The sequence below is a fragment of the Streptomyces sp. NPDC055749 genome, from assembly GCF_053617235.1.
In genome coordinates, this window is the sequence record NZ_JBSHFH010000007.1 from 83532 (window position 1) to 103395 (window position 19864).

The 19864-nt window shown below is 71.9% G+C and carries 18 protein-coding genes; 14 read left to right on the forward strand and 4 right to left on the reverse strand.

The window, feature by feature from the left end:
- Positions 1–3 precede the first annotated feature (3 nt).
- Positions 4–2436, forward strand: coding sequence for a glycoside hydrolase family 3 C-terminal domain-containing protein (locus tag ACWGO0_RS07410; protein WP_453529423.1), 2433 nt, complete (start codon positions 4–6; stop codon positions 2434–2436).
- A 45-nt stretch (positions 2437–2481) separates the two neighbouring features.
- Here ACWGO0_RS07410 and ACWGO0_RS07415 read toward each other — a convergent pair whose 3' ends face one another.
- Positions 2482–3804, reverse strand: coding sequence for an ROK family protein (locus tag ACWGO0_RS07415; protein ID WP_453529426.1), 1323 nt, complete (start codon positions 3802–3804; stop codon positions 2482–2484).
- A 187-nt stretch (positions 3805–3991) separates the two neighbouring features.
- On the opposite strand from ACWGO0_RS07415, the gene ACWGO0_RS07420 reads away from it, so the two are divergent.
- From ACWGO0_RS07420 to ACWGO0_RS07435, 4 genes are read left to right on the forward strand one after another with little or no spacing between them, the layout of a single operon-like run.
- A complete protein-coding gene (locus tag ACWGO0_RS07420; RefSeq protein ID WP_453529428.1) occupies positions 3992–5308 on the forward strand; it encodes an ABC transporter substrate-binding protein in 1317 nt (438 codons plus the stop codon).
- Positions 5309–5322: 14 nt separating this feature from the next.
- On the forward strand, positions 5323–6321 hold the full coding sequence (locus tag ACWGO0_RS07425; protein ID WP_453529431.1) for a carbohydrate ABC transporter permease: 999 nt from the start codon (positions 5323–5325) through the stop codon (positions 6319–6321).
- 28 nt (positions 6322–6349) lie between these two features.
- Positions 6350–7189 carry a carbohydrate ABC transporter permease gene (locus ACWGO0_RS07430; protein ID WP_453529688.1) on the forward strand — a complete coding sequence of 280 codons (840 nt, stop codon included), beginning with the start codon at positions 6350–6352 and terminating at the stop codon, positions 7187–7189.
- Positions 7190–7243: 54 nt separating this feature from the next.
- A complete protein-coding gene (locus ACWGO0_RS07435) occupies positions 7244–8599 on the forward strand; it encodes a GH1 family beta-glucosidase (RefSeq protein WP_453529434.1) in 1356 nt (451 codons plus the stop codon).
- A gap of 13 nt (positions 8600–8612) precedes the next feature.
- On the opposite strand, the gene ACWGO0_RS07440 is transcribed toward ACWGO0_RS07435, so the two are convergent.
- The gene (locus tag ACWGO0_RS07440) at positions 8613–9632 is read right to left on the reverse strand and encodes a LacI family DNA-binding transcriptional regulator (protein WP_453529437.1); all 1020 of its coding nucleotides are present in this window, start codon (positions 9630–9632) and stop codon (positions 8613–8615) included.
- 121 nt (positions 9633–9753) lie between these two features.
- On the opposite strand from ACWGO0_RS07440, the gene ACWGO0_RS07445 reads away from it, so the two are divergent.
- From ACWGO0_RS07445 to ACWGO0_RS07455, 3 genes are all read left to right on the forward strand, one after another.
- A complete protein-coding gene (locus ACWGO0_RS07445) occupies positions 9754–10083 on the forward strand; it encodes a DUF6412 domain-containing protein (RefSeq protein WP_453529440.1) in 330 nt (109 codons plus the stop codon).
- Between the two features lie 100 nt (positions 10084–10183).
- On the forward strand, positions 10184–10954 hold the full coding sequence (locus tag ACWGO0_RS07450; protein ID WP_453529443.1) for a YidC/Oxa1 family membrane protein insertase: 771 nt from the start codon (positions 10184–10186) through the stop codon (positions 10952–10954).
- 136 nt (positions 10955–11090) lie between these two features.
- Positions 11091–11948 (forward strand): fumarylacetoacetate hydrolase family protein, encoded by an 858-nt coding sequence (locus ACWGO0_RS07455; protein ID WP_453529449.1) that lies wholly within the window; start codon positions 11091–11093, stop codon positions 11946–11948.
- Between the two features lie 96 nt (positions 11949–12044).
- Here ACWGO0_RS07455 and ACWGO0_RS07460 read toward each other — a convergent pair whose 3' ends face one another.
- Together ACWGO0_RS07460 and ACWGO0_RS07465 are read right to left on the reverse strand one after the other, a co-directional pair.
- A complete protein-coding gene (locus tag ACWGO0_RS07460) occupies positions 12045–12524 on the reverse strand; it encodes a heme-degrading domain-containing protein (protein WP_453529452.1) in 480 nt (159 codons plus the stop codon).
- Positions 12521–13630: a Gfo/Idh/MocA family oxidoreductase gene (locus ACWGO0_RS07465; protein WP_453529455.1), complete on the reverse strand. Its 1110-nt coding sequence runs from the start codon at positions 13628–13630 to the stop codon at positions 12521–12523. Before ACWGO0_RS07465 ends, ACWGO0_RS07460 begins: the two co-directional genes overlap by 4 nt.
- A 56-nt stretch (positions 13631–13686) precedes the next feature.
- On the opposite strand from ACWGO0_RS07465, the gene ACWGO0_RS07470 reads away from it, so the two are divergent.
- From ACWGO0_RS07470 to ACWGO0_RS07495, 6 genes are all read left to right on the forward strand, one after another.
- The gene (locus ACWGO0_RS07470) at positions 13687–14793 is read left to right on the forward strand and encodes an ROK family transcriptional regulator (protein ID WP_453529458.1); all 1107 of its coding nucleotides are present in this window, start codon (positions 13687–13689) and stop codon (positions 14791–14793) included.
- 222 nt (positions 14794–15015) lie between these two features.
- Entirely contained in the window at positions 15016–15981 is a 966-nt protein-coding gene (locus ACWGO0_RS07475; RefSeq protein WP_453529460.1) for a hypothetical protein, read from the forward strand.
- A gap of 51 nt (positions 15982–16032) precedes the next feature.
- Positions 16033–16797 (forward strand): GntR family transcriptional regulator, encoded by a 765-nt coding sequence (locus tag ACWGO0_RS07480; protein ID WP_453529462.1) that lies wholly within the window; start codon positions 16033–16035, stop codon positions 16795–16797.
- 131 nt (positions 16798–16928) lie between these two features.
- Complete coding sequence (locus tag ACWGO0_RS07485) at positions 16929–18053, forward strand: TIGR03364 family FAD-dependent oxidoreductase (protein WP_453529465.1); 1125 nt, start codon at positions 16929–16931, stop codon at positions 18051–18053.
- A complete protein-coding gene (locus ACWGO0_RS07490; RefSeq protein ID WP_453529468.1) occupies positions 18050–18757 on the forward strand; it encodes a phosphonatase-like hydrolase in 708 nt (235 codons plus the stop codon). Before ACWGO0_RS07485 ends, ACWGO0_RS07490 begins: the two co-directional genes overlap by 4 nt.
- Positions 18754–19863 (forward strand): ABC transporter ATP-binding protein, encoded by a 1110-nt coding sequence (locus tag ACWGO0_RS07495; RefSeq protein WP_453529471.1) that lies wholly within the window; start codon positions 18754–18756, stop codon positions 19861–19863. The genes ACWGO0_RS07490 and ACWGO0_RS07495 overlap by 4 nt, the downstream gene beginning before the upstream one ends.
- Position 19864 lies beyond the last annotated feature (1 nt).

A 19864-nucleotide genomic window follows, 5' to 3' on the forward strand; every position in this document is an offset into this window, starting at 1 on the left:
GGAATGACCGAAGAGACGCTCGACCGGCTCATCGGCCGGCTCGACCTGCCCCGGAAGGTGCGCCTGCTCACCGGTGCCACGACCTGGCGGACCGCCGCCGATGACGAGCTCGGGCTGCGGGAGCTGGTGATGTCCGACGGGCCCGCCGGGGTACGTGGCGAGGCGTGGGACGAGCGGCGCACCTCCGCCCTGCTCCCCTCGGCCTCCGCGCTCGGCGCGATGTGGGACGAGGAACTGGTCGCGGAACTGGGCGGGTTGCTCGCCGCCGAAGCGGTCCGCAAGGGGGTCGACGTGGTGCTGGCTCCCACGCTCAATCTGCACCGCTCCCCGCTCGGCGGCCGGCACTTCGAGTGCTTCTCCGAGGACCCCGAACTGACCGGCCGTACGGGCGCGGCACTGATCCGGGGCATCCAGGCCCTGGGCGTGGCCGCCACCGCGAAGCACTTCGTGGCCAACGACTCCGAGACCGAACGTCTCACCGTCGACGTACGGGTGTCCGAGCGCGTGCTGCGGGAGGTGTACCTCGCCCCGTTCGCCGCGGCGGTCGAGGCCGGGGTGTGGCTGGTCATGGCCGGTTACAACGCCGTCAACGGTACGACGATGACGGCCGGGGAACTCCTCGCGCAGCCGCTCAAGGGGGAGTGGGGCTTCGACGGCGCCGTCGTCTCGGACTGGGGCGCCGTACGGTCCACCGAGGCGCCGGCGCGTGCCGCGCTCGACCTCGCGATGCCGGGACCCGGGGGTCCGTGGGGCGCGTCACTGGTCCGTGCGGTGAAGGACGGGCTGGTCCCCGAGGCCGCCGTCGACGACAAGGTGCGGCGCCTGCTCCGGCTCGCGGACCGTGTCGGAGCGCTCGGCCCGCACCGCCCCCGTGGCGCGGCGGTGACAGGGGCGCGCGACAGCCGGCCGCTGCTGCGCCGCGCCGTGGCCGCGGGATCGGTGCTGCTGAACAACCGCGCGGTCCTTCCGCTGGACGCCGACGCCCTGTCGAGCGTCGCCGTCATCGGGGTGCACGCGGCCTCGCCCCGCACCCAGGGCGGTGGCAGCGCGGGCGTCTTCCCCTCCGGTGTCGTCACCCCGCTCGACGGCATTCGCGCCCGGCTTCGTGGCCGGGCCAGGGTGGTGCATGTGCCCGGCCCCTCGCTGGGCGTACCGCCCGCCCCGCTGGACGCCGTCCGGTGCGAGGACCCCAGGTCCGGTGAGCCCGGTGTTCTGCTGCGGGTCCTGGACGCTTCGGGCGGCGAGCTGTACGCGGAACGCCGTTTGTCAGGGCGTCAGTTGGAGCCGGAGGAGGTGCCGGGGGCGCATACCGTGGAGATCGGCGCGGTGCTGCGCCCGCAGGACGCGGGGGAGTGGACGTTCGGCATCGGCGGTTTCGGCCGGATGTCGCTCGCGGTGGACGGGCGGACGGTCCTGGAGGGGGAGTTCCCCCGGCTGACGGACGACCCGGCCGTCGTCCACGTGAACCCGCCCGTCCACACCGTACGGGTGACCCTGGACTCCACCCGGCCCGTCCACCTGGTCGCCCGGCGCGAGTTGGTCCCCGGCAGCGGGCGGGCCACGGTCCTCGCCGCGGCACCGCCGGAACCGGACGCGGGGACCGCCCTCGCAGCCGCGGCGAGCGCCGCCCGCGAGGCGGACGCCGCGATCGTGGTCGTCGGCACCACCGAACACAGCGAGACCGAGGGCTACGACCGCACCGGCCTGACCCTGGGCGGCCATCAGGACGCGCTCGTACGGGCGGTGGCCGCCGCCAATCCGCGCACGGTCGTGGTCGTCAACAGCGGGGGCCCGGTCGAGCTGCCCTGGCGCGAGGAGGCGGGCGCGGTGCTGCTCACCTGGTTCCCGGGCCAGGAGGGCGGCGCGGGGCTCGCCGACGTCCTGTTCGGTGTCACCGAACCGGGCGGCCGGCTCCCCACCACCTGGGCGGCCCGCCTGGCGGACGCACCCGTCACCGGCGTGCGGCCGGCCGACGGCCGCCTCGACTACACGGAAGGGCTCCACATCGGCCACCGTGCATGGCTGCGTGCGGAACGGGAGCCGGCCTACTGGTTCGGGCACGGACTCGGTTACACGGACTGGGAGTTCGAGGACGTCCGGGCGCCGGACGCGGTGGCGGCGGGATCCCCCTTCACCGTACGGGTCCGGCTGCGCAACACCGGGGCGCGGCCGGGGCGCGAGGTGGTGCAGGTCTATCTGGCGCGCCCGGGGTCCGTGGTCGAGCGGCCGGTGCGCTGGTTCGCCGGTTACGCGGCGGTGCGAGCGGCCCCGGGGCGTACGGCGACCGCGGAGGTGGAGGTACCGGCCCGCGCGCTGCGGCACTGGTGCCCGGAGGCCGGGGGCTGGACCGTGGAGCCCGGCCCGTACCGGGTGATGGCCGGGCGGTCGGCCGGGGATCTCCGGTGGGAGGGGACGGTCACGGTGGGCGGGCCGTGACGTACGGAGCGGCGGGCGACCCTCCGGCGGGGCCCCCGGCCGCTCTCAGTGCGCCGCCCGCTGCTGGAGGGTCGCCTGCCAGGCGGGGGCCGGTTCCTCCGGGTCGGTCTCCTGCGCACGGCCGCCGCGTCCGAAGAAGTCGGCGAGCGGCAGGATCGCCGCCCCGACGGTGACGGCGTCCGGGCCCAGGGTGCCGAGATCGATGCGGACATGGGAGGCCGGGTACGACAGCGCGTACGAGGTGGCGTGGGTCCGTACGGATTCCAGGAAGCGCGCACCGAGCTGGAGGCCCGCCCAGCCGCCGACGAGAATCCGCTCGGGCTGGAACAGATTGATGAGGTCGGAGAAGCCCGCGCCGAGGTACTCGGCGGTCTCCTCCAGGACGGCCAGCGCCGTGGCGTCGGCCTCGGGCACCGTGCCGTCGGCAGCCGCGCCGGGGTAGGCGGCGGCGAGCATCGCGGTCAGCGCCGTCTCCTCGTCCGCGTCCTCGGGCGGGCGCCCGCCCGCCTCCGCCCACCGCTGGAGGAGCGCCTCGGCTCCCGCGTACGCCTCAAGGCAGCCCTGGGCTCCGCAACGGCAGCGGCGGCCCCGGACCCGTACCGTCAGATGCCCCCACTCCACGGCCCGGCCCGAGCGCATCGAGTCGGAGACCACGCAGGCGCCGACGCCGGAACCGAAGAGCACGACCACCGCGCTCTGCGCACCCCGGCCGGCCCCGAACCACATCTCGGCCTGGCCGAGCGTCTTGGCGCCGTTGTCGATGTAGTAGGGCACGGTCTCGGGCAGCAGCCCGGACTCGCGCAGCAGGCGCTCCAGCGGCACCGCGTCCCAGCCGATGGTCTGGCCGTGCACCACGGCCCCGTCCTCGGGGGTGCGCGCGACGATGCCGGGCACACCGATGCCGACCCCGAGGAGCCGTTCGGCGGGGATGTCCGCCCGCTCCAGGACCTCGGCGATGCCGTCGAGCAGATGGCCGACGACGACACCGACGTCGTAGCGGGTGTTGCGGCCTACGCGGTCGCCCGTGAGGGGTTTCTCCACCCGGGCAAGCTCGGTGAGGGCGAGGTCGAAGAGTTCGATCCGGATCCGGGTCTCGCCGACGTCGACGCCGATCATGTACCCGCAGCGCGGGCTGATGCGCACCAGGATGCGCGGGCGTCCGCCGCCGGAGTCGACGCTCCCGGCCTCCTCCACGAGTCCTTCCGCGACCAGCTCCGCCACCACGTTGCTGACCGAGCCGGAGCTGAGGCCGGTGGCGGGACCGAGCGAGAAGCGGCTCAGGGGCCCGTCGAAATACAACCGTTGCAGAACGGCGGTGCGGTTTTCCCGCCGCAGGTCACGCACCGTACGGCCACTGCGCACTTTCACCCTGCCCCCTCTTCCTGAAGTTCCTACCCGCAACCTACAGGTGCCAAGACCCTTGACGCGACCTTCGCTTGAGGTTTAACTCACATCCTAAATTAAGTCGTGGGGGCATTCAGGGTCCGAACGCGGGGCGCTGCTCCGACCCATCTCCCCCGTGACACCCGCCACTTCCTGAAAGGCCCCTGTCGTCATGCGCAGAAGCCGAGCCGCGGCCGTCGGTGCCGTCACCCTCTCGCTCGTACTCACCGCGGCTGCCTGTGGCGGCGGATCGTCCGGTGCGGGCGGGTCCAACGAGCAGCCCAAGACTCTCACCTACTGGGCCTCCAACCAGGGCGCCAGCCTCGAAGTCGACAAGAAGGTCCTCCAGCCCGAACTCGACAAGTTCGAGAAGGAGACCGGCATCAAGGTGAAGCTGGAAGTGGTGCCCTGGGGCGACCTGCTCAACCGCATCCTCACCGCGACCACCTCGGGCCAGGGCCCGGACGTCCTCAACATAGGCAACACCTGGAGTGCCTCGCTCCAGGCCAGCGGCGCGCTGCTGCCCTGGGACGCGAAGAACTTCGACAAGATCGGCGGCAAGGACCGCTTCGTCGAATCGGCCCTCGGCTCGACCGGCGTCCAGGGCCAGGACCCCGCGGCCGTCCCGCTCTACTCCATGGCCTACGCGCTCTACTACAACAAGAAGATGTTCAAGGACGCGGGCATCGAGAAGCCCCCCGCGACCTGGGCCGAGATGGCCGAGACCGGCAAGAAGCTGTCCAAGGACGGCAAGTGGGGCCTCGGCGCCGAGGGATCGAACCTCTCCAACAACATCCACCAGGTCTTCGTACTCGGCAAGCAGCACGGCGCGGACTTCTTCACCCCCGACGGCAAGGCGGACTTCACATCGGACGGGGCCGTCGCCGCCGTCAAGCAGTACGTCGACCTGATGGCCAAGGACAAGATCGTCGCGCCCGGCAACGCCGAGTACGCGCAGAACCAGTCCCTGAGCGACTTCGCCACCGACAAGACCGCGATGGTGCTCTGGCAGACCGCGTCCGCCACCTTCAAGTCCCAGGGCATGAACGAGGACGAGTGGGGCGTCGCGCCCGCACCGGTGCAGTCCGGCGCACCCGGCCAGGACACCGCCACCAACTCCATGGTGGCCGGCATCAACATGGCCGTCTTCAAGAACACCAAGAACACCGACGGCTCCATGCAGTTCGTGAAGTTCATGACCGGTGACGAGGAGCAGACGATCCTCAACAAGGCGTACGGCTCGATCCCGCCCGTCAAAACCGCCCAGGAGGACCCCGCGTTCAACGGTCCGGCCCTCTCGGTGCTCAGGGAGACCCTCGCCACCAGCGCCGCCGCGCTGCCCCAGGTCCCCGAGGAGTCGCAGTTCGAGACCGTCGTCGGGACCGCGGTCAAGGAGCTCTTCGCCGACGCCGCCGCCGGACGCCCGGTCACCGAGGCATCCGTCAAGGCCAAGCTCGACAAGGCCCAGCAGCAGATGCCCAAGAAGTGAGTGCGGACACCACCATGACCACCACCGCTGCCCCCGACCGCACGGGCGCGCGGACAGCACCGAAGGACAACCCCGGAGCGGCGCCCCGCAGGCGCCGCTCCGGGCGGCTGCGCCAGATCAGCCTGCCCTACCTGCTGCTGCTTCCCGCCGTCCTGCTGGAACTCCTCGTCCACCTCGTGCCGATGGTGATCGGCATCGTGGTGAGCTTCCGGGAACTCACCCAGTTCTACATCCGCGACTGGACCACCGCGCCCTGGGCGGGCCTGGACAACTACGCGCTCGCGGTCGACTTCGACGCCCCCGTGGGGGAGGCGCTGCTGAAGTCCTTCGTCACCACCTGCGTCTTCACCGTCATCTCGGTCGCCCTGTGCTGGCTGCTCGGCACCGCCGCCGCGGTCTTCATGCAGGAGAGCTTCCGCGGCCGGGGCTTCCTGCGCACCCTGTTCCTCGTGCCGTACGCGCTGCCCGTCTACGCGGCGGTCATCACCTGGGCGTTCATGTTCCAGCGGGACAACGGACTGATCAACCACGTCATCCACGACCAACTGGGCCTCACCGACAGCCCGCCGTTCTGGCTGATCGGCGAGAACAGCTTCGTCACCCTGCTCGTCGTGGCGGTGTGGAAGGGCTGGCCCTTCGCCTTCCTCATCATGATGGCCGGGCTGCAGAACATCCCCCGGGAGATCTACGAGGCCGCCGCCCTCGACGGAGCAGGCGTCTGGCAGCAGATCCGCCGCATCACGCTGCCCTCGCTGCGCCCCGTCAACCAGGTCCTGGTCCTCGTCCTGTTCCTGTGGACCTTCAACGACTTCAACACGCCGTTCGTGCTCTTCGGCAAGTCGGCGCCCGAGTCGGCTGACCTGATCTCGATCCACATCTACCAGTCCTCGTTCCAGACCTGGAACTTCGGTACGGGCTCCGCCATGTCGGTCCTGCTGCTCCTGTTCCTGCTGGTCGTCACGGGGCTCTACCTCCTGTTCACCTCACGGGGAAGGAAGGCCACCGATGTCTAGCCACTCCCGGCAGCGGCCCCGCTCACCCATGGCGCCGCCGCAGTCGTTCCTGTGGAGCCGGCGGATCTTCCTGTCGCTGCTCACCGTGTTCGTGGTGCTGCCGGTCTTCGTGATGGTGTCCAGCTCGCTCAAGCCGCTCCAGGACGTCTCGGGGAAGTTCCAGTGGATCCCCTCGGGGCTCACCGTGCGCCCCTACTTCGACATCTGGGAGACCGTCCCGCTCGCCGACTACTTCGTCAACTCGCTGGTCGTGGCGGGCTCCGCGACCGTCCTGTCCGTGGTCATCGCCGTCTTCGCGGCCTACGCCGTCAGCCGCTACAACTTCCGCGGCAAGCGCGTCTTCACCGTGACCGTGCTGTCCACCCAGATGTTCCCCGGCATCCTCTTCCTGCTGCCGCTCTTCCTCATCTACGTCAACATCGGCAACGCCACCGGCATCGCGCTCTTCGGATCACGGGCCGGGCTCATCCTCACCTACCTCACCTTCTCCCTGCCGTTCTCCATCTGGATGCTGATCGGGTACTTCGACTCCGTACCCCGGGATCTCGACGAGGCGGCCAAGGTCGACGGATGCGGGCCGCTCGGGGCGCTCTTCCGGGTCATCGTGCCCGCGGCGATCCCCGGCATCGTGGCCGTCGCCGTCTACGCGTTCATGACCGCCTGGGGCGAAGTGCTCTTCGCCTCCGTCATGACCAACGACGAAACCCGGACGCTCGCCGTCGGCCTCCAGGGCTACTCCACCCAGAACGACGTGTACTGGAACCAGATCATGGCCGCATCCCTCGTCGTGAGCGTGCCCGTCGTGGCCGGCTTCCTCCTGCTCCAGCGCTACCTCGTCACCGGCCTGACCGCCGGCGCCGTCAAGTAAGCCGCACAAGCCCGCGCCAACAAACCCTCCCGTACAAACCCAGAGAGGTCCTCTGTGTCCGCACCCATCGACCTTGCCGCCTTTCCCCGCGACTTCGCCTGGGGCACCGCCACCTCCGCCTACCAGATCGAGGGCGCCGTCACGGCGGACGGCCGCGGCCCCTCCATCTGGGACACGTTCTCCCACACTCCCGGGAAGATCGACAACGACGACCACGGCGACGAGGCCTGCGACCACTACCACCGGTGGCCCGAGGACATCTCCCTCATGAAGCGGCTCGGCGCCGACACCTACCGCCTCTCCCTCGCCTGGCCCCGGGTCCTGCCCGGCGGCGACGGACCGGTCAACGAGGCCGGACTCGACTTCTACGACCGTCTCGTCGACGGACTCCTCGAAGCGGGCATCACCCCGTCCGTCACCGTCTACCACTGGGACCTTCCCCAGGCGCTCCAGGACCGGGGCGGCTGGGCCGAGCGCGACACGGCCGAACACCTCGCCGCGTACGCCTCCGTCGTCGCCGGGCGCCTCGGCGACCGGGTCACCCAGTGGGCCACCCTCAACGAGCCGCTCTGCTCCGCCTGGATCGGCCACCTCGAAGGCCGCATGGCCCCGGGCATCAGCGACCTCACGACCGCCGTCCGCTCCTCCTACCACCTGCTGCTCGCCCACGGCCTCGCCACGCAGGCGATCCGCGCGGCGGCCCCCGGCGCGCAGATCGGCCTCGTCACCAACCACTCGACCGTGGCCGCAGCCTCCACCCGCTCCGAGGACATCGCGGCGGCCGTCCGCATGGACGGGCACACCAACCGCTGGTGGCTGGACCCCGTGTACGGGCGAGGCTTCCCCGCCGACATGCGCGAGCTGTACGGGGTCGACCTGCCCGAGCGTCCCGGCGACCTCGACACCATCGCCGCGCCCCTCGACTGGCACGGCCTCAACTACTACTTCCCTGCGACCGTCACCGACGACCCCGAGGGGCCCGTCCCGTACGCCCGGGAGCTGCGCCTGCCGGACGTGCCGCGCACCGGCCTGGACTGGCAGATCGACGCCGACGGCCTGGAGGCACTGCTGATGCGCCTCACCGACGACTACGGCGTACGCCGGATCTACGTCACCGAGAACGGCTCGGCCTTCCCGGACAGCCTGAGCCCGGACGGCACCGTCCACGACCCCGAGAGGACCCACTACCTGGAACAGCACGTGGCCGCCTGCGCCCGCGCCGTCCGCAAGGGCGCGCCGCTGGCCGGCTACTACGCCTGGTCCCTGCTCGACAACTTCGAGTGGGCCTACGGCTACGACCCCCGCTTCGGCCTCGTCCACGTCGACTACCCGACGCAGACCCGCACCATCAAGACCAGCGGACACCGGTACGCCGAGATCATCGCCGCCCACCGGCAGGCGCACGGCTGAGGGGAGGAGCAGGTCAGGCGGACTCGCGGACGACCAGTTCCGGTTCGAACATCGTGGCGGCGGGTTCCGTACGGAGGCCCTGGACGTGCTCCTCCAGCAGCTGGGCCATGGTCGCCGCCATCCGCTCGACCGGCTGGCGCACCGTCGTCAGCGGCGGCCGGCACGTCACGGCGATGCTCGAATCGTCGAAGCCGATGACCGCCACGTCCTGCGGAATCCGCCTGCCCTGCTCGCGCAGGACCTGGCAGGCGCCCTGGGCCATCAGATCGTTGGCCGCGAACACCCCGTCGATGTCCGGGTGCTCCTCCAGCAGCCGGGTCATCGCCACCGCGCCGCTGTCGAGGGTGAACGTGCCCTCGGCGGCCGGCGGGCGGTGCTGCCCGGCGCGGGCCAGTGCGTCGCGGAAGCCGTCGAGCCGGGCGCGGGCGGCCGGGATGTCCTGGGGGGCGCGGATCGTGGCGATCCGGCGGCACCCCCTGGCCAGCAGGTGTTCGGCCGCCAGCCGGGCCCCCGCGTAGTGGTCCAGGTCGACGTAGCTGACGGGCTGGGGCCGCTCCGGGCGGGCGAAGAGGACGAGGGGGACACCGGCGGAGGCCAGCAGGTGGGGAAGGGGATCGTCGGCCTGGATGGAGACGACCAGCGCACCGTCCGCGCCGCCCTGGCGCAGATAGTCGACGGCCTGCTCCCGGGCCTGCTCGGATTCGGCGAACATGAGCACCGGGTGCGTGCCGTGGGCCCGCAGATGTCCCAGGACACCGCTGACGACCCGGCCGAAGAAGGGGTCGGCGAACACCCGGGCGGCGAACGCGTCCCCCGCGCCGGAGACGATGAGCGCGACGGTCCCCGCACGCCGGGTGACCAGGGCCCTGGCCGCCCGGTTGGGGGCGTATCCCGTCCGGTCGATCGCGTGGCGGACCAGATCCTGGATGCCGGGGTCGACGTTGCGTACCCCGTTCACCACGCGCGACACCGTCGCCCGGGACACCCCCGCCTCCCGCGCCACGTCTTCCAGCGTCGGGCCCCGTCTGCTCATGGCCTGAACCTTAGACCGACCGGGAAATGGGGGGCATCGTGTATAACGGCTTGAGGGGCGAACGCGTGTGCGCGCGTCCCGCCGGACCGTGACCGTGGTGACTGTGGTGAAGGAGAGGCCGATGGGCGACGCGAACCGTCTCCGCGGTGCCTTCGCCCGGCTGCTCCGGCCCGTCGGGCTGCTGGTCCTCTTCCTCACCGAGGTCCTCCTCGCCGAAGGCGGCTCCCTCTCCGCCGCGGTCGCGCTCGCCGCCACCGCCGCAGCCGGCTCCGCCCTCATCGCCTCCGCCGTCATCAGCGCGCGCTGCGCCGTCCCCGTGCCCCGCACCCGGGTCCGCACAGCCATCCGCGACCGGGAGAAACGCACCGCGTTCCTGCCCCAGCGCGATCCCGACGCCCGGGGTCGCACCAGGCCCCGAGCACCCGGCCGTGCCCTCCTGACGGCCGCGTAGGGCACACCGCACCCCTGGAACCACCGTGCGACCCCACGTGGGCCGTCATGCCGAGTCCGTACGTACTCCCGGCACGACGAGACCCCCGGAGGGCTCACCCATGTCCGCTTTCATGTCCGCCTTCGCGAGCCTGGTCGGCTCGCTCGCCGACCTGCTCCAGCCGTTCTTCCAGACGGCGTCCACCGCCGCCGCGATCGTCCTGTTCACCGCCCTCGTACGGCTCGCCGTGCACCCTCTGTCCCGGGCGGCGGCCCGCGGGCAGAAGGCGCGGACCAAGCTCCAGCCGCAGATCGCCGAGCTCCGCAAGAAGCACGGCAAGAACCCCGAGCGGATGCAGAAGGCGCTCATGGAACTGCACGCCAAGGAGAAGGTCTCCCCGCTCTCCGGCTGCCTGCCGAGCCTGCTCCAGATGCCCGCGTTCTTCCTGCTGTACCACCTCTTCTCCAGCGCGCGGATCGGCGGCGAGCCCAACGAGCTCCTGAGCCACCGGCTCTTCGAGGCCCCGCTCGGCGAGCGCTGGCACGACGCGCTCGGCGAGGGTGGCGTGTTCGGCGCGCAGGGGCTGGTCTACCTGGGGCTCTTCGTGATCGTCGCGGCCGTCGCCACCTTCAACTACGGGCGTACGAAGCGACAGATGGCCGCCAACCCCATGACCCCCGCCACGGGCCCCGACGGGCAGCCGGTGCCCGGCATGGGCGCGATGACGAAGCTGATGCCGCTGATGTCCTTCATGACGCTCTTCACCGTGGCCTTCGTGCCGCTCGCCGCCGCCCTCTACGTCGTGACGAGCACCACCTGGACCGCGATCGAGCGGGCGTACCTGTACCGCGACATGCCGGTCCCGGGCAGCGCCATGGCCACCGCGGCGTAATCGGCACGGCATCTGCTCCGGTCCAGTGTGTGAACAGGGTCTTGCGGGGTGATCGGATGTCTTGGAGGATCAGCCAAGCCCATTCGATGGCCGCAACCACCGACGGGCTCGATCTCGACCAAGGGGAGATGAACCGTTGAAGCTGCTTCGAGTCGGTACGGCGGGCGCGGAACGCCCTGCGCTGCTTGACCAGGACGGAACCCTGCGCGACCTGTCGGGCCTCGTCGGCGACATCGACGGCGCGCTGCTCGCCGACGCGCCGGCGCTCGCCCGGATACGGGCCGCGGCCGAGGCGGGCGAGCTGCCCGTGCTCGACGCGGACGGGCTGCGGGTGGGCCCGCCGCTCGCCCGGATCGGCAAGATCGTGTGCATCGGGCTGAACTACCACGACCACGCCACGGAGACCGGTGCGGCGATTCCGGCCGAGCCGATCCTGTTCTTCAAGGCACCCGACACCGTCGTGGGGCCGGAGGACACGGTGCTGGTGCCGCGGGGCTCCCGCAAGACCGACTGGGAGGTCGAGCTCGCGGTCGTCATCGGGCGCACGGCCCGCTACCTGGAGTCCGCCGATGAGGGCCTCGCGCACGTGGCGGGATACGCCACGGCGCACGACGTCTCCGAGCGCGAGTTCCAGATCGAGCGCGGCGGCACCTGGGACAAGGGCAAGAACTGCGAGACGTTCAACCCGCTGGGGCCCTGGCTGGTGACCGCGGACGAGGTACCCGACCCGCAGACACTGCCCCTGCGGCTCTGGGTCAACGGTGAGCTGAAGCAGGACGGCACCACCGCCGACCAGATCTTCCCGGTGGGTGAGGTCGTCCGCTATCTGAGCCACTTCATGACGCTGTACCCGGGCGATGTGATCAACACCGGTACGCCGGCCGGGGTCGCCATGGGGCAGCCCGAGCCCAAGCCGTATCTGCGGGCGGGCGATGTCGTCGAGCTGGAGGTCGTCGGTCTCGGCCGTCAGCGGCAGGAGCTCAAGGACGCCTGACAGGTCCTCAGGGCGCTGTAAAGATCGGAGGGGTGGGGGTGCTGCGCGTGTGCAGTACCCCCACCCCTCCCTCGTGTTCCGGGAGCCGTCCGGGCGTCAGCGGCCGAGCTTCGTGGCGAACTGCTCCAGCGCCTCGACGACCAGCGCGTGGTCCTCGGCCTGCGGCAGACCGGAGACCGTGACCGAGCCGATCACGCCCGCGCCCTCGACCGAGATCGGGAACGAACCGCCGTGCGCGGCGTAGACGTCCGGGTCCAGGCGCGAGGACTCCTCGAACGTGGTGCCCTTCGCCCGGAAGCGGGTGCCGACCAGGTAGGAGCTCTCCGCGTACCGCTCGACGACCCGGCGCTTGCGGTCGATCCAGGCGTCGTTGTCCGCGGTCGAACCGGGCAGCGCCGCGTGGAACAGCTGCTGGGCGCCGCGCCGGATGTCGATCGCGACCGGGGCGTGCCGGGCGCGCGCCAGCGAGACGAGCAGGCCGCCGAGCGCGTAGGCGTCGTCGTAGCCGAAGTGGGGCAGCGTCAGGCTGCGCTCCTGGGCGATGAGCTCGGAGATGGTCGGAGCGGTGGGGCTCATGCGGAGTGCTCCTCGGGGTGGGGGAGAAGGGTCACGGACGTGCCCTCGCGCGGGGAGCGGCGGGCGGCCTCCAGGACGTCCAGGGCCGCGGCGGCCTGGAGAGCGGTCACCGGGTTCTCGCCGGTGCCGCGCACGGCCGCCGTCACCGCCGCGTAGTACGCGGGGTAGTCGCCGGGGAGCGAGCGGACCGGGGTGCCGCCACCGGTCAGGGGCGACTCGCCCGAACCGAGCCGGCCCCACAGCTCCTGCGGCTCCTCGCCCCAGGGCTCGCCGGCAGCGGGGCGCAGGCCCTCGCGCAGGGCGGCCTCCTGGGGGTCCAGGCCGTACTTCACGTACCCGGCCGTGGAGCCGAGCACGCGGAAGCGCGGGCCGAGCTGGGCCGTGGTGGCACTCACGTACAGGTGCGAGCGGACCCCGTTGGCGTGCGTGATCGCGATGAACGTGTCGTCGTCGGCCAAGGCACCCGGACGGCGTACGTCGGACTCCGCGTACACCTGCACCGCAGGGCCGAACAGGGTGAGCGCCTGGTCGACGACATGGCTGCCCAGGTCGTACAGCAGCCCGCCGATCTCGTCCGGGTCGCCCGACTCGCGCCAGCCGCCCTTCGGCTGCGGGCGCCACCGCTCGAACCGGGACTCGAAGCGCTGTACGTCGCCGAGCTCGCCGTCCTCGATGAGGCCGGCGAGCGTAAGGAAGTCGTTGTCCCAGCGGCGGTTCTGGAAGACGGACAGCAGCAGCCCGCGCTCCTCGGCGAGGGCGGCGAGCTCACGCGCCTCGGCGGCGGTGCCCGCGATCGGCTTGTCCACGACCACCGGCAGACCGGCCTTCAGTGCGGCCGTCGCGAGCGCGACATGGGTCTTGTTCGGGGAGGCGATCACGATCAGGTCGAGCTCGTCCGCGCGGGACCAGAGCTCTTCGGCCGAGGCGGCGAACCGTACGTCCGGGAACTCGGCGCGGGCCTGCGCCCGCCGCTCCTCGTTCGACGTGACGACCGTGTCCAGTACGAGACCCTCGGTCGAGGCGATCAGTGGGGCGTGGAAGACGGAGCCGGCCAGGCCGTATCCGACGAGTGCGACCCGGAGCGGGGCATTGGGGTTCCCAGTCATGCCTGCCACTTAAGCAACGCTGTTGCCAAAGTGCAAGCGGTGGGGACAATGGGGTCGTGAACAGAAGCAATACCAGGAGCGGCAGCGGAGCCAACCTGCCGACACTGCGCCACCACAACGCCGCGCTCGTGCTGGATCTGCTGCGCGTGGCGGGCGGGCGCGGGATCAGCAGGCTGGAGCTGGCCGAACGGACGGGGCTCACCCCGCAGGCCGTCAGCAAGATCACCACCCGGCTGCGGGCGGAGGGTCTCGCGGCCGAGGCGGGCCACCGCGCGTCCACCGGCGGCAAGCCGCGCACGGTGCTGCGGCTGGTCCCGGACGCGGGGTACGCGGTGGGGCTCCACCTGGACCGCGACGAGCTGACGGCCGTCCTGGTCGACCTGGCCGGCACGCCGGTCGCCGCCCGGACGACCCCGCTGGACCTCGGCGCCCCGGCGGACGAGGTGATCGCGGAGGCGGCGGACGCGGCGGAGTCGGTACGGGGGACGGGGGCGGACCCGTCGAAGCCGGTGTTCGGTCTCGGCGTCGCCATGCCAGGCCCGCTGGACCACCGGGGCGGGGTGCTGCACCGGGTCACGGGTTTCCCGCAGTGGGACGGATACCCGCTGCGGGACGCCCTCGCCGAGCGGACGGGGCTGCCCGTGGTCGTCGACAAGGACACCAACGCGGCGGCCCTCGGCCTGGCCCTGCGGGAGCCGGGCGGTGGCGACTTCGCGTATCTGCACCTGGGGACCGGGCTCGGCGCGGGGCTCGTCCTGGGCGGGGAACTGCACCGGGGGACGCGCACGGCGGCGGGGGAGTTCGGCCACCAGACCCTCCAGCTGGACGGTCCGCCGTGCGGCTGCGGGGGCCGCGGCTGCATCGAGGCCCTCTGCCTGGCCGCGGTGGCTCGCGGCGACGTGGCGGAGGCGGTGCGGGTGCTGGGGGCGGGCGCGGCGAATCTGGTGAGCCTGCTCGACATCGACCGGGTGGTGCTGGGCGGGCGCACGGTGGCCGCGGACGAGGAGGCGTACGTACGGGGCGTACGGGCCGTGATCGAGGACCGGGCCCGCCGCGACGGCACGGGAACCCCCGCCCCGGTCACGGTCGCGGGCGGAGGCGACCGCCCGGTCGCGGAGGGAGCGGCGCAGCTGGTCCTGGCGCCGGTGTTCGGCAGAGTGTGACGGGCGGGCCGGTGTCCGGCCGCGTGTGATCCGCACTGGGCCCCGCCGGGGCGATCGAGGACAGGGCGGGGTCCCTCGTTCGGCCGCTCGGGCGGCACCGTGGCTCCGTACGGGCGACCCCATCCGCATGTCGGCGTCGTTCGCCCGCGCGCGCGTGGCAGCGTCGCCGGTCACAGCCGGGGCCCCGCCCGGTCGTTCGCGAGCAGCAAAGGGTGACCCCCGATGCCCAAACCCACCGCACGACTGCGCGACGGCCGCGCCCTCGTCACTCTCGGGACCCTCGGACCGGCGGCCGGTATCGCGGCGGCGGCCGTTCTCCTCGTCGGAGCCGCTCCCGCGGGCGCCGCCGAGGTCACGGTCGCCGCTGCAGGCCCGCAGCCCGGCTGCGGCGACCCGAACGCCGACGAGTTCCCCATCGAGACCCGGATCCACGGCGGCCCGGACACGTACGCCTCCGGAGGCGGCTACGGGACCTGGTTCCTCGATCTGACCAACACCACGTCCGAGCCGTGCCGCGCCGTCCACCCGGTCCTGGTCCTGACCGACCAGGACAGGAAGCTCGCATCCGACCAGATCCAGCTGGAGTTCTCCGAGCGGACGCAGCGCGCCGACCCCGCCGCCCAGTACCGCGTCACCTGGGAGACCACGGACCGGGACGAACAGATCGGGGTCTTCGGCGGAGGCGAGAAGGACGAGGACTTCCCCGGCTTCACCGTCCCTGCCGGACGTACCGTCACCGTCCAGGTCCGGATGGCCTTCACCTCCGACACCGAACCGGGCAAGGTCACTGCCAGCGCCGCCGTCGTCCACCGGAACAAGGGCCGGGGCGGCGACGACGGGGAGTGGGTCGGGGAGTCCGGCGGCTACCCCTTCGTCATCGTCGGGGGCGGCGGGAGCGGGGAGGGTGACGCCGACGTCGGCGGCGAATCCGATACCGCTGAGGCCGGGGGCGACCGCCGCACCGACACGGAAGCCGACCCGCGAGCCGACCCGCGATCCGACACGGAAGCCGGCGACGACCCCGGCACCGGCACGACACGCCGAGACGCGGCGGGCAACCCCCTCCCCGAGCTCGCCCGCACCGGGCAGGACCCGCTGCCGCCGCTCGGAATCGCCTCCGGATTACTGGTCATCGGCGGTGCGGCCACCGTGGCCCGCGCCGGACGGGTCCGCCGCGAACAGGGCTGAGAGCCGTCCCTCCGTACCGCCGCGTTCATATCCGTCTGCCACCATCGGGCGGTGGACTATCCGAACGACCAGGCACCTGGCGCACCGATCCGCTCCGGCATCCCGGAGCACGGCCGTATTCCCAAGTACTACGCCGTCAAAGCTCATGTATCCCTCCTGATCGATGAGTTGAGCGAGGGCGGTTCGCTGCCGACCGAGCGCGATCTCGCCCTGCGCTACGAGGTCTCGCGCGAGACCGTGCGGCAGGCGCTGCGCGAGCTGCTGCTGGAGGGGCGGCTCCGCCGCCAGGGCCGCAGCACCGTCGTGGCCGGGCCCAAGCTGGAGCAGCCGCTCTCCCTGGCCAGCTACACCGAGGGCGTCCGCCGCCAGGGCCGCACGCCCGGCCGTACGCTCATCGGCCTCGACCGCTTCCCCTGCCCCGAGGCACTGGCCACCGAAATAGGAGTCGCACGCGGCGAACCGGTCTGGCACCTGGAGCGTGTCCTGCTCGCCGACGACGAGCGGGTCGGCCTGGAGAGCACGTACGTCTCCGTCGCCCGCATCCCGCACCTGGACACGGAGTTCGACCCCGACTCCTCGTTCTACGCCTACCTCCACGACCGCCTCGGCATCTCCTTCGGCGACGGTGACGAGCGGATCGAGACGGTGCTCGCCACGCCCCGCGAGGCCCTGCTGATCGGCACCCCGCCCGCGCTGCCGATGCTGCTGATCCACCGCGTCTCGCGGGACTCGGCGGGTCTGCCGCTGGAGCGGGTGCGGACACTCTTCCGTGGCGACAGGTTCTCCTTCACGACGCATCTGGGTAACCGGCGCTGAATCCCGGACCGGCAATTGACGCATGGCGATAACAGCCATGTAACGGGTCTAGGCCAACCTTGGGTGCTCGTTCACCCTCCCGTTGCCGTACGGATTCGTCCGGGTCACCCGCTCCAAGGAGCGTTGCCGTTGTGAGAGTCATCGTCGTAGGAGCCGGCGTGGTGGGAACCATGCACGCCTGGCACGCAGTGAACCGCGGCCACGAGGTCGTACAGATCGAGCGAGAGAGCGAGGCGCGCGGAGCATCCCTTCGCAACTTCGGACAGATATGGGTGAGCGGCCGGGCGGGCGGCGAGGAGCTGGACACCGCACTCCGCGCCCGTGAGCTGTGGGAGGGCATCGGGGAGCAGGTACCCGGCCTGGGCTTCCGCCCCTGCGGATCGCTCACCCCGCTCCGCACCGCACTGGAGCTCGCCGTCGCCGAGGCGGCCGTCGCCCGCCCCGACGCGGCGGCCCGCGGCTACAAGCTGCTTAACCCCGGTGAGGCCCGCGCCGTCAACCCGGCGCTGCGCGGAGACTTCGAGGCCGCCCTCTGGTGCGAGCGGGACGCGGCCGTCGAGCCCCGCACCGCCCAGCTGGCCCTGAAGCAGGCACTGCTGGCATCCGGCAGGTACACCTACCTCGGCGGCCGTGAGGTCCGCGAGGTCATCGGCGACAGCGCCGTCCGCGACGACCACGGCGACGTGCACACCGGCGACGCCGTCGTCCTGTGCACCGGCGCCTGGCTCGGCGGACTCGTCCGCGAACTGGCGGGCCCCGACCTGCCCGTGCGCCGCGTCCGCCTCCAGATGATGCAGACCGACCCGCTCGGCGAAGCACTCACCACGTCCGTCGCCGACGCCGACAGCTTCCGCTACTACCCGGCGTACGCGAGCGGGGCCCTGGACGCGCTCAACGCCGGACAGGCACAGGCGCCGACCGCCGCCGAGCACAAGATGCAGCTGCTCATGGTCCAGCGCCGCGACGGCGGACTGACCATCGGCGACACCCACGAGTACGAGCACCCCTTCGCCTTCGACACGACCGAGGAGCCGTACGAGCACCTCACCCGGGTCGTCGAGTCCTTCCTCGGCCGCCCGCTGCCGAGAATCCGCCACCGCTGGGCCGGCGTCTACGCCCAGTGCACCGACACCAGCCGTGTCGTCCACCGCCAGCAGGTGCGCGGCGGCACCTGGCTGGTGACCGGACCTGGCGGGCGCGGGATGACCTGCTCGCCCGCCATCGCCGAAACAACCGCCAACGAACTGGGCTGGTGAACACAGTGACCGACAAGCGCACCCACAACCTCGTCGTGCTCGACATGGCAGGAACCACCGTCGCCGACGGCGGACTGGTCGAGCAGGCCTTCGCCTCCGCCGCCAAGCGGCTGGGCGTCGAGCCCGGCTCCGCCGACCACGCCGAGAAGCTCGACTACGTCCGCGCCACCATGGGCGAGTCCAAGATCTCCGTCTTCCGTCACCTCTTCGGCGACGAGGACAAGGCCCAGCAGGCCAACACCGCCTTCGAGGAGGCGTACGGAGAGCTCGTCGACGGCGGCCTCATCGCCCCGATACCCGGCGCCCGCGAGGCGATCGAGGAGCTCAAGGCCGCAGGCCGCACCGTGGTCCTGTCCACCGGCTTCGCCCGCCCCACCCAGGACGCCATCCTCGACGCCCTCGGCTGGCAGGACCTGGTCCCCCTGACCCTGTGCCCCGCCGACGCGGGCGGCCGCGGCCGCCCCTACCCGGACATGGTCCTCGCCGCCTTCCTGCGCACCGGCGCCGTGGACGGCGTCCAGAACATCGTGGTCGCGGGCGACACCTCGTACGACATGCTCAGCGGCGTACGCTCCGGGGCCGGCATCGTCGCGGGCGTCCTGACCGGCGCCCACGACAAGGACCAGCTGAACCGGCACGGCGCCACGCACGTCCTGGGTTCGATCGTGGAACTGCCCGGCCTGATCGCGCGGGCCGAGGCATGACGGGCGGCGGCGGCGCCGTCCGCAGCGGCATCAGGTTCGACCAGGTCAGCGTCGCGTACGGCGGGAACACCGTCCTCGACCGGCTCGACCTGACCGTCGAACCCGGCGAGGTCATAGCACTGCTCGGGCCCTCCGGCTCCGGGAAGACCACCGCACTGCGCGCCGTCGCCGGATTCGTCCAGCCCGCCTCCGGGCGGGTGTATCTCGGCGACCGCGACGTCACGGGGCTGCCCCCGCACAAGCGCGGCATCGGCATGGTCGTCCAGCAGTACGCCCTGTTCCCGCACATGCGGGTCCAGGACAACGTGGCCTTCGGGCTCAAGGCCCGCAAGGTCCCCAAGGCGGAGATCCCCGAGCGCGTCACCGAGGCACTCGAACTCGTCGGCATGGGCGCCTACGCCAAGCGCTACCCGCGCGAGCTCTCCGGCGGCCAGCAGCAGCGCGTCGCCATCGCCCGCGCGCTCGCCATCCGGCCCGGCGTCCTGCTGCTCGACGAACCGCTCTCCGCGCTCGACGCCCAGCTCCGCTCCGGAATGCTCGCCGAACTGGCGCGCCTGCACCGCGAGTTGCCGGACGTCTCCATCCTGTACGTCACCCACGACCAGGTCGAGGCGCTGACCCTCGCCGACCGGATCGCCGTCATGGACAAGGCACGGCTCCAGGACTGCGGCACCCCGCAGGAGCTGTACCGCCGCCCGCGTACGGAGTTCACCGCCTCGTTCGTCGGCAACGCGAACCTCCTGCCGGTCACGGTCGGTTCGGGATCCGTCGCCTTCGCCGGGCAGGACCTGAAACTCCCCACCGGCGACGCGGCCACCGGCAGCACGGCCACGCTCTGCGTACGCCCCCACCTCGTCGGGCTCGGCGACGGACCCAACGCCCTCACCGGCACGATCGCCGAGGTCCAGTGGCGCGGCTCCACACACCGGCTGTACGTGGACATCGCCGGCCACCGCGTCAAGGCCGACCTGCGCGAACTGCGCGAGACGCCGGCGCTCGGCGGTGAGGTGACGCTGCACTTCGCGTCCGAGGACGCGGTGCTGCTCCCGGCGGTCGACCAGGTCAAGGGCGAAACCATATCCGTATCCGGAGGAGCCCGTGGCTAGT

Bases quoted from the DNA above. Each gene is read 5' to 3' on its own strand.
- ACWGO0_RS07410 (WP_453529423.1), top strand. From the start codon at position 4: ATGACCGAAGAGACGCTCGACCGGCTCATCGGCCGGCTCGACCTGCCC.
- ACWGO0_RS07420 (WP_453529428.1), top strand. From the start codon at position 3,992: ATGCGCAGAAGCCGAGCCGCGGCCGTCGGTGCCGTCACCCTCTCGCTC.
- ACWGO0_RS07425 (WP_453529431.1), top strand. From the start codon at position 5,323: ATGACCACCACCGCTGCCCCCGACCGCACGGGCGCGCGGACAGCACCG.
- ACWGO0_RS07430 (WP_453529688.1), top strand. From the start codon at position 6,350: ATGGCGCCGCCGCAGTCGTTCCTGTGGAGCCGGCGGATCTTCCTGTCG.
- ACWGO0_RS07440 (WP_453529437.1), bottom strand. From the start codon at position 9,632: ATGAGCAGACGGGGCCCGACGCTGGAAGACGTGGCGCGGGAGGCGGGG.
- ACWGO0_RS07445 (WP_453529440.1), top strand. From the start codon at position 9,754: ATGGGCGACGCGAACCGTCTCCGCGGTGCCTTCGCCCGGCTGCTCCGG.
- ACWGO0_RS07450 (WP_453529443.1), top strand. From the start codon at position 10,184: ATGTCCGCTTTCATGTCCGCCTTCGCGAGCCTGGTCGGCTCGCTCGCC.
- ACWGO0_RS07460 (WP_453529452.1), bottom strand. From the start codon at position 12,524: ATGAGCCCCACCGCTCCGACCATCTCCGAGCTCATCGCCCAGGAGCGC.
- ACWGO0_RS07465 (WP_453529455.1), bottom strand. From the start codon at position 13,630: ATGACTGGGAACCCCAATGCCCCGCTCCGGGTCGCACTCGTCGGATAC.
- ACWGO0_RS07475 (WP_453529460.1), top strand. From the start codon at position 15,016: ATGCCCAAACCCACCGCACGACTGCGCGACGGCCGCGCCCTCGTCACT.
- ACWGO0_RS07495 (WP_453529471.1), top strand. From the start codon at position 18,754: ATGACGGGCGGCGGCGGCGCCGTCCGCAGCGGCATCAGGTTCGACCAG.